Here is a 13,966-nt window from a genome sequence, read left to right on the forward strand (position 1 = left end):
TCATCGAATCAGACGGCGACGAGGGTCTCGTCGCCGGTAGAAGCCGAGTCATATCCGCTGAGTCCCGCCACAATCCGCTTGAACGGTCGGGTGTGCATCCTAGTCAGGAGACGCGAAACCTCCTCGGATTCATACACTTCTTTGGTCATAACAAGGTCGTAGCGCTCACGAAAGAGCGGAACGAAGTCGAGGTCGTGATGCTCGGCGGCGACCGCTACGCATACAGCGGCATCCGCGCGACCGGCGGCGATCAGCGCGGCTGCGGCGTCGTGCGTGTCGACCTGCACGTCGTAGCCCACGAGCGACTGGGGCTTCAGGCCGAGCGTCGTCAGCTCGCGATCCAGCCAGATTCGTGTGCCGGAGCCTCTGTTCCGGTTGACGAATCGCGCGCGCTTCTCGACGACGTCTTCGAGCGTGTGCAGCGACAGCCGGTTGCCCCTCGCGACGATGAGGCCTTGCTCGCGATGCGCGACGGTCACAACCGCGATGTCGCGGTCCGGGAAGAAGTGGCGCACGTACGGCACGTTGTACTCGCCCGTATCGACGTCCAGAAGGTGGCATCCGGCAATATCGGCGAGTCCCTGTCGCAGCCCGACGAGCCCGTCGAGGCTGCCGGTCACCGCCGTTGACAGGTGGACGCGGTCGTCAAGGCCGGCGGCGAGTGCTTCGACCGCGAAATCGTCGCTCACCATCGCGAGGATGCGCGAACGGTCGCCGACCCCGGGCCTGACAAGCAGCGAAACGGTGAACGCGGACGCCGTCGCGCCATAGAACTTCTCCGTGTAGTTGCGTGTGGTGCGCTCCTCGGTCAGCCGAATCAACCCGACCGACTCGAGGGCTTTGACGTGGTGGCGAACCCACGCAGGGTGCTGACCCATGGCGATGCCCAGGGACGATATGGTGCTAGGCGCTTCGAGAATGCGCCGCAGAATCTCGAATCGATGTGGTTCCGCGAGCGTATGGAGGGTTTCGAGTCGGTCGATGCTCGCGAGCCGTTGCATATGCCGTCTCCGTCGAGGATGGGTCGCGTCACGGCGTGCCGGTACGCCCGCGCCCTATCCTAGGGGTTCGTTTAGCGTATTCCCTCCTGACGGAAGGCACAACCCACGGGAATCGGCGTGTGACAGCGATCCCGGACTCCATTGTTCGCCTTGTCAGGTTCCGCGCGCCCGTTCACCACTCCCACCTCGCACGTTCACTACACGTTCACATCCAGCCCATACGGTGGGGGGCATGAGACGAGCCTCGCACGGCGGGGCCAGTGGCGAAAGGGATCGCAGACATGGCAATGGAGAGAACCGACCGCGCTGCCCGTGAGCGCTCGCGCATCGTCCGGTGGGCGATACTCGGCGCGGTACTACTGGGAATGACGGTCATCACCATCGCGCACCAGCGCACCAACGTCGGCAAGCCCCCTGGCGTAGACGCGCTCTGCCCCTTCGGCGGGCTGGAGACCTTGTTCACGTTCATCACGACGGGCAGTTTCATCAAGCGGACCGCCGCGAGCGCGTTGGTGCTGTTCGTCGGTACGATAGGCATGGCACTCGTCTATCGTCGCTCGTTCTGCGGACAGCTGTGTCCGCTGGGTGCACTGCAGGGCATCTTCGGCGCCATCGGCGGGAAGCTGTTCAAGCGTCGACTGGCGATTCCATCAGTGTTGGACAGGCCCGGCCGCTACCTCAAGTACGTAGTGCTCGCTGTTTTCACGGTGTGGACCTGGCAGGCGGCGGAGCTCGTCATGCGCCCCTATGACCCGTGGGCCGCTTACGCGCACCTGACGTCACCGGAGCTCATGCTCGAGTTCGGTATCGGCACTGCCGTACTCGTCGTGTCGTTGGTTGGCTCGCTCGTCTACGAACGCTTCTTCTGCAAGTACCTGTGCCCGACGGGCGCGATGCTGGGGCTGCTGTCGAAAGTCAGCATATTCCGGATCAAGCGCGACGCCGATGCGTGCATCGACTGTGGTGCGTGTGATCAGGCCTGCCCGATGAACATCGCTGTCGCGACCGCTGACGAGGTTCGCTCCTCGGAGTGCATCTCGTGCAACGAATGCGTCAACTCCTGTCCCGCAGCCGGTGCCCTTGAGGTCAAGGCCCCCAGCGGGCGCTCAATGTCTCCCCTCGCCCTGACCGTGATCGTCGTCGCGCTTCTCTTCAGCCTTGTCGGAGTGGCGACAGCAGCGGGCCAGTTCCAGTGGCGCATGCCGACTCTCGGTGAGGCGATAGAGCAGCATGGCGGCGCCAAGGGCTTCGGTGAGTCAACGGACGCAGCGCCCGGCGGCTTCGATACGACCCTCATCAAGGGCTACATGTCCATCGCGGAGATCTCCGAGGCTACGGGGATTCCGGCGGCGGAGTTCACCGCGACGTTCGGCGTTCCCGCTGAGGCCTTGAGCCAGCCCATGAAGGACATCAAGGATACCTACGGTTTCTCGCCCGAGGACGTTCGGGCATGGGTGGACGAGCGGCTCGCGGCGCCGTAGACGGCTGCAAAGGTTCACTGACCGCGCGTCTGACGTTCATAACCCGTTCAAACCCGAAGCGTAGATTCAACTTGTACGCTAGGTCCCGCAGTATTGAGAGGAGAGCACGATGAAGATGAGAAGGGTAGCGGCGCTCATGGCCGCAGCGCTCGTGGTCGGCGTGGTTGCCGGCAACGTGGCAACAGGCGTGGCGGCTCCGACCGCCGACACGACGACCGGCACGGTCACCGGGCTGGGCCTGCACCTCGGCGCGGTCGTCCGTGACGCCGGCGGCCGTATCGCCGACGTGGTCGCAGGCCTCACCGGCCTTTCCGCCGAAGAGGTTCACGACCAGCGTGAAGCCGGCGCCTCGTTCTCGGCTATCGCCAAGAGCAAGGGTGTCGACTCCACGGCGGTCGTCGCCAAGGCACTGAAGATCCGCACCGAGGTTCTGGAGAAGAAGGTCGCCGACGGCACCATCACCCAGGACCAGGCCGATGCGGCCGTCACCCGCATGACGACGCGCGTCACTGAGCGCGTCGAGGCGACCGGTGAGCCGGTACGCGGCGGCATGGGCGGCGGTCAGGGTGCTCGCGACGGCTCGGGCGCCGATGGCGGTCAGGGCAAGCGCGATGGTTCGGGCGCCGGTGGCGGCAAGGGTCAGGGCGCTGGCGGCGGCCGCAACGGCGGCACGTGCACCCAGACGCCGGCGGACACCCAGTAAGGTCCGCGCGGCTGAAGGAAATGAGGGGCGGGACTCTTCGTGGGTCCCGCCCCTTGCATGTACTGAGGTAAGGTCATGGCGGCGCGAATCGCCCGTCGTGGGATACTGCGAGGGAGACGCCCGTTGAGCGGAGAAGCCATGCCCACCGTCCTCGTGGTGGATGACAACGAGAAGATCGTCGAGGTGCTCGCTGAGTACCTAGCGGCTGCGGGCTACTCGACGCTGACCGCGCACGACGGACCGACGGCGCTTGAGCGGTTCGCTGCGAAGCGCCCGGACCTCGCACTGCTCGACATCATGCTGCCCGGTATCGATGGCATCGAGCTCACGAGGCGCTTCCAGGCCGAAGGGGTCCCCGTGATCCTCGTGACGGCAAAGGGCGACGAGGTCGATCGACTGGTCGGACTCGAGATCGGCGCGGACGACTACATCGTGAAGCCTTTCTCGCCGCGCGAGGTGGTTGCGCGCGTGAAAGCGGTTCTGCGCCGCTGCACGCGCAGCGCCGAAGCAGGGTCGCCGGTGACCGTGGGGGATCTGGCCATCGACCCGGAGCGCCGCTCGGTGGGTGTTGCAGGCGAGTCGGTGGAGCTCACGCGCACCGAGTTCGACATCCTGTTGACGCTGGCAGCTCATCCGGGGCGCGTCTACACACGGCTCCAGCTCATGGAGGCCGCGAGCGGCGACGCGTTTGAGGGCTACGAGCGCACGATAGACGCGCACGTGAAGAACATCCGCAAGAAGCTCGGCGACGATCCCAAGAAGCCGCGCTACATTCGCACCGTCTTCGGCGTCGGCTACAAGCTGGAGGCGTGATCTCGATGCGGCGGCTCTCTCTCAGGGCGCAGGTCTTTCTTTCCATCTTGAGCGTCTCGCTCGTGTCGGCGGGCATCGTCGGACTTGCCGCGCGCACATCGCTCATAACAGCTTTTGAGAACTATCTGTCGTCTCTGCCCGCGGCGTCGGGGACCGGTGGCGGGCGCCGCATGGGTCGCTTGATTCTGTCCGGTGCCGAGCAGGCATTCGTCTCCGGAGTCGATCGCAGCGTCTTGATAGCCTCTCTGGTCGCCATCGGAGTCTCGGTGGTCGTCGCCTTGGCGCTTGCCGCATACCTTGCCCGACCGATCGTGCGCTTAGAGGACGCGGCGCACGGCCTGGCCGGGGGAGATCTTGACCGACGTGTCGATGTGGATGGCCCGGCTGAGGTGGCGGCGCTCGGCGAGGCATTCAACGTGATGGCCGATTCGCTCGCGCGTGCCGAAGAACTCCGGCGGCGCATGACCGCCGACGTCGCCCATGAGTTGCGCAACCCGCTCGCCGCTGCGCGGGCTCAGGCCGAGGGCATGGTCGACGGGGTCTTGGCGCGTGACGATGCGCGTCTGGCCTCGCTCGTCGAGGATCTTGCTCACCTGTCAGCGCTGATCGACGATCTGCAGGAACTGGCCGTGGCCGAGGCGGGGCATCTGGGCTACGACATGCGCGGAATCGACCTTGCGGTGCTTGTGGGCCGCGAGTCTGAGCGCGCCGAGGCACTGCTGAGCGAAGGCGTCACGCTAGCCCCGTACCAAGGGCCGAACGCGCCGACCATCGTCTTGGCCGACGAACGCCGAATTGCACAAGTCATGCGCAACCTGCTGTCGAATGCCGCGCGCCACACAGAGGTCGGGACGGTCGGGGTGAGCCTCGCCATCGAAGCGGGGCGAGCGGTCGTGAGCGTCATCGACACGGGGCGCGGTATCGACTCCGAGGATCTGGCCCACGTGTTCGAGCGCTTCTACCGGGCCGATGCGGCGCGGGCCTCCGACACCGGCGGAGCGGGGCTCGGACTGGCCATCTCGCGCACGATCATCATCGACCACGGTGGGGAGGTCTTCGCCCGCAGCACGCCCGGCGAGGGCACGACCGTCGGCTTCTCGCTACCCGTGCACGCAGAAGCCTGAGGCCGACCCGTCGGCCACTCAGCCGTTGAAGAGCACCAGCATGTAGGCGGTGTAGGCTGCGAGAAACGCCACGCCGGTGATGCGCCCGATGCGGCCACGCCAGATGAGGAACGGTACGAGCGCTACAGAGACGGCCACCATCACCCAGACATCGACCGAAGCCATCTGCTCGGCGATCGAGATGGGGCGGATGACGGCGGTCAGTCCGAGGATCCCCAGGATGTTGAAGATGTTGCTGCCGACGACGTTGCCCACCGCGACGTCGGAGTGCTTGCGAACCGCCGCCACCACGCTCGTGGCCAGCTCCGGAAGCGAGGTGCCCACGGCGACGAGCGACAGGCCGATGACCGCCTCAGACACACCGAAGGTGCGCGCGATCTCGGTAGAGCCGATGATCAGGAACCGGGAGCCGATGATGAGCGCGCCCAGCCCGCCCAGCAGGTAGCCGACCCCCACCCACATGGAGCGCGGTCCCTCGATCTCGGCGGCTTCGTGCTCGTGGAGTTCGGCTGCGGGCGACTCCGGGTTCTTGAGCTCAGTTCGGTACGAGAGGACCACGTACAGCGCGACGCCCATCAGCAGCACGACGCCGGTCGTGCGTCCAAGCTCGCCCGACTGGGCCACCAACGCCAGACCGATTGCGGATGCGAGCATCACGGTCGTATCGCGCCTCAGGCTGGACGGACGAATCACGATGGGCGTGATCAGCGCGGCAACGCCCAGCACCCCCAGGATGTTGAAGATGTTGCTGCCGACGACGTTACCGACCGCGATGTCAGAGGAGCCTTGGAGTGCCGCACTCATGCTGACGACCAATTCGGGAGCGGACGTGCACCCGGCAACCACCGTCATGCCTATGAGGAGCGGTGACAGGCCGAACCGCTTCGAGACCGCTACGGCACCCCGGACAAGGAACTCGCCGCCGCCGAAGAGGAGGACGAAACCGCTGAGCGCGTAGACGTAGGTCATGTCGGTCCTTTTCGTGAGGAGAGCCGGGCGCAGAGGGGTATTGTACCTGTGTTGGGTCGTTTCGCAGCAGGGGGGAGATCGCGATGCGAACAGTACTGTCGCGCGGCCTGCTTGTCGGGCTCGTCGTGGCAGTGGCGCTGGGTGCTGCTGCCACGTTGCAGGCGCAGGAGCCAAGCTATGAGGGTACCTACGCGGGGGTGGTGACCACCAACACCGGGCGGAAGGTGCCCATCGTCGTGTACGCGCGCGGCGAAGGGGATCAAGCGGTGTTGACCCTGGGCGCCGAAGGCTACACGGTCCGGGTCGCTGACGCTGAGACCTGGGAGGGGGAGCAGATGCTCCTCTCGCCTTCGGTTCCGGCGATCTACGCTGCCATCTTGAGTGGCGACGGGAACATCTCGTTCGTCGGTGACGGTGAGAGGTGGACGGCGACCGGTTCGGGAACAGGCACGGCGCTCGACAGGTATGCGGGCAGCGCCGAAGGATCCGCCGAGCGGGTCTCGGCGGACATGGACCCGGAGGCCGCGGTCGCCTGGCACCTGGCGAACCCGGTCGAGGGAAGCCCGCCCCCGTTCGAGCAGCGCGCGCAGCTGATCAAGACGGTGGAGGGGGTTGCAGCTCTCGCGGCGCCAGCCAAACAGGCCCCGCTCGCTGACGTCGAGCAGACTCAGGCGCTGGCGCTGATCGGGCTGTATGCGGCGATCATGCTGATCCTCATGTTCATCTTCTTCGGCCCGAAGCTCGACGTCGACGAGCTGGCTCGCTGGTTCGAGTTCCGAGTGCAGGGCCCGAGTGGGAACGCAGCGCCTGCTACGGTGTCTCCCAAGGATGGAGGGGAGCAGTCATGAGCGCGCTCGAGATCTCACGCTACGTGATGTGGGTACAAGTCGGTCTGGCCGCGCTCGCGTCGCTGCTGCTGGTGTTCTACGGGCTGCGGGCGGCGCGACCTCGCTACGTGCGAGGAGCCGTTATCGTGGCACCGATCCTGTCTGTGGTCTTCGCCACCGTGGTGTCACGGGTCGCGGGTTTCGGCATCTCGGTGCTGGCGGCCTCGTTTGTGATCGTGGCCGGCGCGGTGATCGGCGTCTTTGTCGGCCGCTCGGCCAAGATGGGAGTGCGCGAAGACAAGCCGATCGTCAGGCCGTCCGCCGCTGCCGTTTGGGTCACGGTGGTGGCCTGGTCACTGGCGGCTTTCGCGATGGCGCTGATCGGGCCGAACGCGGCTTCGACGATGATGGCGGTCGTGCTGGGTACGGCGGCGATGGGTTTTGCCGAGTCGGTCATGCACCTGTCCCGTGCGCGTAAGGTAAGCTAGCCGGACCGCGTCATAGCGGGTGTCCGCACGTACCTGTCACGGTGTTCCGAGGGGGCTTGTGATCGTGAAGAAGACCACCCTGGGCGCGGCGGTGTTGATTGCCGCGCTCGCCAGTTCGCTGTCGGTTGCGGTTGCGCTCGCGCCGCCCGTTCTGACCACTGATGTGGCGAAGGTCACCTACCCCGGGGTGGTGACACTGACCGCCTCTCTCACCGCGGAGTCGCCGGCGGCGACGTTCAAGATGCTCACGCCGGGGGCCACCTCATACTCGGTGTTGGGCACCGTTCCGGCGTCCTACGCCGACCCGGGCGTGCACCACTTCATCGTGCGCCCACGCCGCAACGCGACCTACACCGTCGAGGTCGATGGCATGATCTCGGAGCCCGTGTTCGTGCCGGTCTACGTTCCGCTTTCGCTGCCCACGTCCAAGGCGTTCGTGCGCGTGAACACCACAGCCGCGTTCACGGGTACGATCCGACCGGTTCATCCCGGCCCCAACATCGACGTGCAGTTCGAACGGTGGAACGTGCGGACGCGTCGATGGGAGCGCAAGCTGACCACCGCCGTCGCCGGAGTCGCCCAGATCGGGGCCACGGATACCACGCGGTGGACCTTCAGTCGCAGCTTCAGGCGCGTGGATGTGGGTTCGTGGCGGGTCCGAGCATCGCATGCCTGCGTGAATCACGCGCAGTCGTACTCGTCATGGAAGCGCTTCGCGGTGCTCTAGGGGCGACCTACGCGTTGGCGTCGGCGGGAGCGCCCCACTCACGCAGCAGGCCCGGCGGCAGTGAGGACCACTTGCCGGTGGCCTTCATGACGACGAACATCTCGCTTGAGGCGATGCCGCCCACCGAGTCGAGCCCCGTGTTGACGAAGTCGTACAGCCCGTCCATGCCGCCCTCGGTCACGATCTGGGCGATGATGTCGTAGCGCCCCGTGACGACCGCCGCCCAGCTCACGTCGTCGAGATCGGCGATCCGGGTGACGGTCTCCTCGAGCCGGTGACCATCGAGCTTCACGCCCACCAGCCCGACGGTGAGTCCGCCTGCCCGCGATGCGTCGACAAGGGCGGCGAACCGCAGCACCCCCCCGTCCACGAGCGCTTTGACACGCGAAGTCACGGTCGGTCGGGAGACGCCCGCCATGCTCGCGGCCTCAGCCAGCGGAAGGCGGCCGTCGGCGGCAAAGAGGCCGATGAGCTTCTTATCCAGCGCCGTGATCGGTTTGCGCATAGTCACACCTCGCAATAGAGAACTTGACGGTATGGGCATCTCGGCATCGTGCGAGTACGCTTCGGGTCAAGTATCACACACGAGAGAGCCACCATGCCTCTGCGAACAAGGCACGTGACACCACTGATTGCATCGGTCGCGCTCGCGTGGGCATGCGCGCCTCAGGCCTTTGCCTCGTCAGCGTTCGAGACGACGCCTTCCGCTGCTTTGTCAGAAGCTGCGCCGCCCACGACGACGGTTCCGGCTACGATCACTCCGTCTCCCGGCGAGACCACGCCCACGGTGACGCCCTGGAGCGCGCGGAGTATCGGGCGCTCCGTGCGTGGACGGCCGATCCGGGCGTATCGCTTCGGTGCGGGCAAGCGACGTCTCCTTGTCATAGGCGGCGTGCACGGCAACGAGTGGGGCGACAACGTCGCGCTCGCCCTCGTGCGGGCCTTGAAGGCTCGGCCGTCTCTGGTGCCCAGCGGGACCGAGGTCCACGTCATCGCCGTGCTGAATCCCGATGGCGTCGCCCGAAACACCCGCGGCAACGCCCGGCGCGTCGACCTGAACCGAAACCTGCCCACGGGCAACTGGCGCACGCAGCTCAGCCGCCGCGATCCCTCCCGGCGAGCAGGGCTCACCGGCGGCACGCGGTCGGGCTCGGAGCCGGAGACCGCAGCACTCCTGCGCTACGCGAGCCCGAAGCGGTTCGCCGCAGTGGTGGCGCTGCACTCGCGGGGCGGATTCATCTCCCCGTCGGGTCCCGGGTCACGCACGTTGGCCGCGCGTATCGGGAAGCCTTCGGGCCTGCCCCTGGGGCATGTGGGCTACGACTCCGTGATCACCGGGTCCATGGGCCGGTACTTCTCGGTCAATCAGCGCATCCCGATCGTGACGATCGAGCTCAAGTCGCCAACGATGAGTTCGGGGCTGCGCGACGGGATCGCCCGCTGTCTTCGGTAGTGGGTTGGACACCCGGTGAGCGCTCGGCGCAAGATACGGGGGAGCGGGGCGTCATTCTTCAGGCCCAGGGGTGTGGACGCACGAAGGGGGAGCGCTATGCGATTCCGGACGGTACTGCTTCTGGCCCTGGCGCTGCTCGTGCCGACCGTTGCGAGTGGGGCGAGTGCGCTGGCGGTCCGGCAGGCTCCCGCGCCGGCGATGCTATCCGACTGGGCATGGAAGAACCCGCTGCCCACCGGCAACGCCGGACACGCCCTGTCGTTCTCGAGCCTGTCGACCGGCTGGGTGGCCGGCGTACGCGGAGTGATCGTGCGCACGACCGACGCCGGCGCCAACTGGACGGTCGTGTCGTCCGGTCAGACGGGAGGCGATGATCTCGATGCGATCGACGTCGTGCAGACCAGCTCTCTGCGCGGAATCGCCGCGGGTGAGGGGGGTGCGCTCCTGCGGACCACGGACGGATCCACGTGGCGGCGACCCTCGTCCACGGCCCACGGTGTCGAAGTCGACTACCGCGGCGTCTTCGTCGCGCCCGACGACCCCAATCGTGCTTGGGTCATCGGAATGACCACCAGCGGATTCGGACCGGTGACCCCCGTGATGGCGAAGACCACTGATGGAGGGGTGACGTGGCGCGCGCAGGCGCTGCCGGCCGAACTCGCGTATGCGACGCGCATCGGCGGCACGTCTTCGACGAACCTGTGGGTGCTCTCGGCGAGCAACGTCTGGCTTTCCGGGAATGGCTCGAGCTGGACCGTACGCCGTGGACTTCAGCCCGACTTGCCTGAGATCTCGATCTCGCGTCTGGAGATGGCTGACTCTCAGGTGGGCTACGCGCTGGGAGATGCGTCAGGCGGCGGGCTCGTGTATCGCACGGGCGACGGCGGCTCGTCGTGGGCCACTGAGACCGTTGACGGTCCCGTTGACTTGCTTGATCTCGAGGTCATCCCGGGGATGGCCTGGGCCCGCTCCGGGGACGGCAAGCTGTTCCGTGTGACGGGCAGTCAGCCAGACACGTGGACCGCGGTAGGGACGGACCGCACCGCGGTCTACCGTGATTTCGAGATGCTCTCAAGCTCAAGCGGGTTTCTACTGGGCGACCCGGGCGAATGGGCGCGGGCGACCAACGACTCCGGGGCGACCTTCTCGCCCACGCGCATCGGGGCCGTGACGCGCGAGAGGTTGTGGGCCGTCGACTTCGCCGATCCGCTGCATGGGTGGGCGGCTGGGCCGCGCGGCACGATGCTGCACACGAGTGATGGAGGCGTGAGCTGGGCGCATCAGGCGCTTCCGGTCGACCGCTCGTTTGAGGACGTGTGCTTTGTGGACGCCTCGCGCGGGTGGGCGGTGTGCGACTCCACTGAAGGCGACTACGTGGTCGGCACGACCGACGGCGGCTCCACGTGGAACGAACTCGCGAGCGACCGCGGTGGTACCGCCGTCAGCTTCTGGGATGCTCAGAACGGCTGGATGGCTGGACAGAACGGACGCGTATACGCGACAAGCGACGGCGGCAGCAGCTGGACGACGCAGACGACGGGCACATTCGAAGCGCTCTGGGACATCGACTTCACCAGTGCCACGCGCGGATGGGCGTGTGGCAGTGGCGACACGCTGCTCAAGACCGTCGACGCGGGGGTCACGTGGAGCCGGGTCGTCGTGCCGTTGAGCGGCGGTTCGCTGGAGTCCGTTGACTTCATCGATGCCAACCGCGGCTGGATCGTCGATTCCTTCGGCGGCGTGTATCGGACCACCAACGGCGGTGTGAGCTGGGAGCGCTTCTCGAGCGGTGCCCGCGGGCTGATGGGCGTTCGCTTTCTCGCGGACGGGCGTACCGGCTGGGCCGCCGGCTACGTCTTCCGTGACCGGACGACGAGCTGCATGACGGTGCTCTCGACGGTGGATGGCGGCGCTACGTGGTCCATTCCGACGCTCGCAGGCTACTACGATCCATCGCTTGCCGGTCAGCTGTGGGGTATCGATGCGGTTGCCGGCGGATCGGTCATCGCCGTGGGCGACGGGGGCGCGATTCTCGCTTCGAAACGAGTCGCCAAGCCCCGTGCGGTGCTCTCGGTGCCCTACGTCGCCAGCCCACAACGCGTGAACCGCACGTTCCGTGTCTCTGGTACGCTCACTCCCGGTCATGCGGGGGGGTCTGGCACCAAGCTGGAGTTCTCGCGTCGCTTGGCCAACGGCACCTATCGGGTGGTCTATCCGCTGAGAACAGCGGTGCAGAAGCCCGGGGTCGGCGAGCGAGGCAGCTACTACCTCGACGGGCGGCTGCCGTACCGCACCAGGTGGCGGGTGCGGGCGATTCACGAGGACGCCTATCACGCCAAGACCGTGACCGGATACCGATACTTCGACGTGCGCTGAGTTGGTGCTCGCGCGCGTCCGGGCGAAAGCGAGCGCATGAGAAGAGGGGTGTGGCAGGCCGCCGGGGCCTACGCGATCTGGGGTCTGCTGCCGCTGTACTGGAGGGCGCTGCACGAGGTGCCCGCGCTCCAGCTCATAAGTCACCGCATCGTGTGGTCGAGCGTGCTGCTGACCATCGTGCTCTTGGTGCTGGGCCAGGTGCGCTCGTTTCGCTCCGTCGCCTTCAAGCCGCGTACCCTGGGCATCTACGCGGTCGCCGCGCTGCTGCTGGGCGTCAACTGGCTCACCTACGTGTGGGGCGTGAATGCGGGCTTCGTCGTCGAGACGAGCCTCGGGTACTTCATCAACCCGCTGCTCTCCGTAGTGCTCGGGGTTGTCTTCTTCGGCGAGCGGCTGAGGCCCGCCCAGTGGGGGGCGGTCGGTCTGGCTGCTGCGGGCGTCGCCTACCTCACGTTCGATTACGGGCGTCTTCCCTGGATTGCGCTGGTGCTGGCCTTCACCTTTGCCACCTACGGGCTCGTGAAGAAGACTGCGCCGCTCGGTTCGGTGGATGGGCTCGCGCTTGAGACGGGAATCCTGTTCGTGCCGGCCGCGGCCGTGCTGCTGCTGGCCGAGCGTGCGGGCACCGGGCATCTGGGTGGTTCTGACTGGCGCACTCTGGCGCTGCTGGTAGGGGCCGGAGTGGTCACGACGGTGCCGCTGCTGCTGTTCGCCACGGCCGCGCGCGCCATTCCTCTCGTGTGGATCGGCATCCTCCAGTACATCGCGCCCACGATTCAGTTTCTCCTAGGCGTGTTCGTATTTCGCGAGACCGTTTCGGCGCATACGCTCGTGGGCTTCGGCATGGTGTGGGCGGCCCTGGCCATCTTCGCCGGCGAGGGTCTGGTGCGCAGGGCCACAGCACCGATCCCGGTCACGGCGGAGTAGACTCCCCGGCACCCATGACGCGGGGTGGAGCGCCGATTGAATCGTGCGAGGCGTCCTAGCGGACGGTCACGTATTTGTAACCGGTCTTCTGCAGGCCGTGCTCCGCGTCCTTGAACTCCGCCCATGCTCGCCACGTGCCGCGCGACACCTTCATGCGGGCCCGGTACAGCGTGTAGCTGCTGTAGTCAGTACCGCTCAGGCGAACGCTCATCGTGCTCACCCAGCGCGAGCCCGACTTGCGCTGCGCACGTATCGTCACCGGGGTTGAGCTCAGGCGTAGGTATTTGGGTGTGATCCGCGCGGACAGATTGAACCAGCTGTTGGCGCGCGCGGTGCGTGGTACGGACATGCTGGAAAGCCGGTAGGGGATACGGTGCGCCGCGATCGAGGCGTTCCACGTCCCGTCAGCGTCTACCGTCAGCACGTAGACGCCGGACTTGCGGAGCACGAAGACTTTGCTCGTCGGGTCGTCCCCGATCACGTTGGCAAGGAATGCGGTTGTCGCGCCGTCCAGGTCTACGAGGTGCACGATGAAGTTGCTCCGCCCGTCTTGGACGCCGTCGAACTGGTAGGTCCCGGCCTTGAGGTAGAACAGCTCGGTCACGGACTCGCCTGTGCCGTTCCAACTGCGGGTGGACGGTGCCGTGGTGGCTCGAGGTTGACGCGCGGTGATGCTCCAGCTCGAATTGGAGTGAGTGACGTCGAGCCTATACTCGCCGGAGCTGGGCGCGCGCAGCGCGATGGTGCCAGCGGCATCACCGATGACGTTGGCGACCAAACCGATCGTCGCGTTGTTTGAGCCCCGGAACCAGACGATGAAGTTGCTCGAGGTGCCGGTCACTGAGTAGTCGAAGACGGTCAGGCCCTTGTCGAGCGTGACGGTATGCACACCTGTGCCGGTACCGGTCAGCGTCCGGTCCGCCGTCGCCGCTCCCGTCGTCGGGACGGCGACCACGGCACACGCCAGTAGTGCCACGAGAACTGAGGAGATAACTCGGTGTCTGATCATGGTGACGCACCCCCTGACATCCCTTGTCCGGCCCCCGCCGGACGACCCCGACACAGAGTGTTCCACCA

General features: G+C 66.5%; 14 protein-coding genes. 10 read left to right on the plus strand and 4 right to left on the minus strand.

Translation table 11 applies throughout. From position 1 onward, the window contains the following. Positions 1-8 precede the first annotated feature (8 nt). On the minus strand, positions 9-1,001 hold the full coding sequence (locus U1E26_08390; GenBank protein ID MDZ4169659.1) for a substrate-binding domain-containing protein: 993 nt from the start codon (positions 999-1,001) through the stop codon (positions 9-11). A gap of 281 nt (positions 1,002-1,282) precedes the next feature. Here U1E26_08390 and U1E26_08395 point away from each other — a divergent pair, with 281 nt between their 5' ends. The 4 genes from U1E26_08395 to U1E26_08410 all read left to right on the plus strand — a co-directional run bounded on the left by U1E26_08395 (position 1,283) and on the right by U1E26_08410 (position 5,122). Next, positions 1,283-2,482, plus strand: a complete 1,200-nt coding sequence (locus U1E26_08395; protein MDZ4169660.1) for a 4Fe-4S binding protein — start codon at positions 1,283-1,285, stop codon at positions 2,480-2,482. 109 nt (positions 2,483-2,591) lie between these two features. Beyond that, positions 2,592-3,185: a hypothetical protein gene (locus U1E26_08400; GenBank protein ID MDZ4169661.1), complete on the plus strand. Its 594-nt coding sequence runs from the start codon at positions 2,592-2,594 to the stop codon at positions 3,183-3,185. Between the two features lie 123 nt (positions 3,186-3,308). After that, the gene (locus tag U1E26_08405; protein ID MDZ4169662.1) at positions 3,309-3,998 is read left to right on the plus strand and encodes a response regulator transcription factor; all 690 of its coding nucleotides are present in this window, start codon (positions 3,309-3,311) and stop codon (positions 3,996-3,998) included. A 5-nt stretch (positions 3,999-4,003) separates the two neighbouring features. Continuing rightward, the gene (locus tag U1E26_08410; protein ID MDZ4169663.1) at positions 4,004-5,122 is read left to right on the plus strand and encodes an ATP-binding protein; all 1,119 of its coding nucleotides are present in this window, start codon (positions 4,004-4,006) and stop codon (positions 5,120-5,122) included. A gap of 18 nt (positions 5,123-5,140) precedes the next feature. Here the strand turns inward: U1E26_08410 and U1E26_08415 are convergent, their stop codons facing one another. Continuing rightward, the gene (locus U1E26_08415) at positions 5,141-6,091 is read right to left on the minus strand and encodes a calcium/sodium antiporter (protein MDZ4169664.1); all 951 of its coding nucleotides are present in this window, start codon (positions 6,089-6,091) and stop codon (positions 5,141-5,143) included. An 83-nt stretch (positions 6,092-6,174) separates the two neighbouring features. On the opposite strand from U1E26_08415, the gene U1E26_08420 reads away from it, so the two are divergent. From U1E26_08420 to U1E26_08430, 3 genes are all read left to right on the plus strand, one after another. Next, entirely contained in the window at positions 6,175-6,939 is a 765-nt protein-coding gene (locus U1E26_08420; GenBank protein MDZ4169665.1) for a hypothetical protein, read from the plus strand. Next, on the plus strand, positions 6,936-7,406 hold the full coding sequence (locus tag U1E26_08425) for a hypothetical protein (protein ID MDZ4169666.1): 471 nt from the start codon (positions 6,936-6,938) through the stop codon (positions 7,404-7,406). The genes U1E26_08420 and U1E26_08425 overlap by 4 nt, the downstream gene beginning before the upstream one ends. Positions 7,407-7,470: 64 nt before the next feature. Then, positions 7,471-8,133 carry a hypothetical protein gene (locus U1E26_08430; GenBank protein ID MDZ4169667.1) on the plus strand — a complete coding sequence of 221 codons (663 nt, stop codon included), beginning with the start codon at positions 7,471-7,473 and terminating at the stop codon, positions 8,131-8,133. A gap of 7 nt (positions 8,134-8,140) precedes the next feature. Here U1E26_08430 and U1E26_08435 read toward each other — a convergent pair whose 3' ends face one another. Beyond that, positions 8,141-8,638: an Lrp/AsnC family transcriptional regulator gene (locus tag U1E26_08435; GenBank protein MDZ4169668.1), complete on the minus strand. Its 498-nt coding sequence runs from the start codon at positions 8,636-8,638 to the stop codon at positions 8,141-8,143. A 114-nt stretch (positions 8,639-8,752) separates the two neighbouring features. Here U1E26_08435 and U1E26_08440 point away from each other — a divergent pair, with 114 nt between their 5' ends. The 3 genes from U1E26_08440 (at position 8,753) to rarD (ending at position 12,889) form a co-directional block, all read left to right on the plus strand. Continuing rightward, entirely contained in the window at positions 8,753-9,586 is an 834-nt protein-coding gene (locus tag U1E26_08440; protein ID MDZ4169669.1) for a DUF2817 domain-containing protein, read from the plus strand. 96 nt (positions 9,587-9,682) lie between these two features. Then, the gene (locus U1E26_08445; GenBank protein MDZ4169670.1) at positions 9,683-11,962 is read left to right on the plus strand and encodes a YCF48-related protein; all 2,280 of its coding nucleotides are present in this window, start codon (positions 9,683-9,685) and stop codon (positions 11,960-11,962) included. A gap of 36 nt (positions 11,963-11,998) precedes the next feature. Then, entirely contained in the window at positions 11,999-12,889 is an 891-nt protein-coding gene (gene rarD, locus U1E26_08450) for an EamA family transporter RarD (GenBank protein MDZ4169671.1), read from the plus strand. Between the two features lie 55 nt (positions 12,890-12,944). Here rarD and U1E26_08455 read toward each other — a convergent pair whose 3' ends face one another. After that, on the minus strand, positions 12,945-13,898 hold the full coding sequence (locus U1E26_08455; GenBank protein MDZ4169672.1) for a hypothetical protein: 954 nt from the start codon (positions 13,896-13,898) through the stop codon (positions 12,945-12,947). Positions 13,899-13,966 lie beyond the last annotated feature (68 nt).

This window comes from Coriobacteriia bacterium, assembly GCA_034370385.1.
Taxonomy (GTDB): Bacteria; Actinomycetota; Coriobacteriia; order Anaerosomatales; family PHET01; genus JAXMKZ01.

What these genes read in the sequence shown, in the direction of transcription:
- U1E26_08390 (MDZ4169659.1), bottom strand. Translation starts at nt 1,001, where the DNA reads ATGCAACGGCTCGCGAGCATCGACCGACTCGAAACCCTCCATACGCTC.
- U1E26_08395 (MDZ4169660.1), top strand. Translation starts at nt 1,283, where the DNA reads ATGGCAATGGAGAGAACCGACCGCGCTGCCCGTGAGCGCTCGCGCATC.
- U1E26_08400 (MDZ4169661.1), top strand. Translation starts at nt 2,592, where the DNA reads ATGAAGATGAGAAGGGTAGCGGCGCTCATGGCCGCAGCGCTCGTGGTC.
- U1E26_08410 (MDZ4169663.1), top strand. Translation starts at nt 4,004, where the DNA reads ATGCGGCGGCTCTCTCTCAGGGCGCAGGTCTTTCTTTCCATCTTGAGC.
- U1E26_08415 (MDZ4169664.1), bottom strand. Translation starts at nt 6,091, where the DNA reads ATGACCTACGTCTACGCGCTCAGCGGTTTCGTCCTCCTCTTCGGCGGC.
- U1E26_08420 (MDZ4169665.1), top strand. Translation starts at nt 6,175, where the DNA reads ATGCGAACAGTACTGTCGCGCGGCCTGCTTGTCGGGCTCGTCGTGGCA.
- U1E26_08425 (MDZ4169666.1), top strand. Translation starts at nt 6,936, where the DNA reads ATGAGCGCGCTCGAGATCTCACGCTACGTGATGTGGGTACAAGTCGGT.
- U1E26_08435 (MDZ4169668.1), bottom strand. Translation starts at nt 8,638, where the DNA reads ATGCGCAAACCGATCACGGCGCTGGATAAGAAGCTCATCGGCCTCTTT.
- U1E26_08445 (MDZ4169670.1), top strand. Translation starts at nt 9,683, where the DNA reads ATGCGATTCCGGACGGTACTGCTTCTGGCCCTGGCGCTGCTCGTGCCG.
- rarD (MDZ4169671.1), top strand. Translation starts at nt 11,999, where the DNA reads ATGAGAAGAGGGGTGTGGCAGGCCGCCGGGGCCTACGCGATCTGGGGT.
- U1E26_08455 (MDZ4169672.1), bottom strand. Translation starts at nt 13,898, where the DNA reads ATGATCAGACACCGAGTTATCTCCTCAGTTCTCGTGGCACTACTGGCG.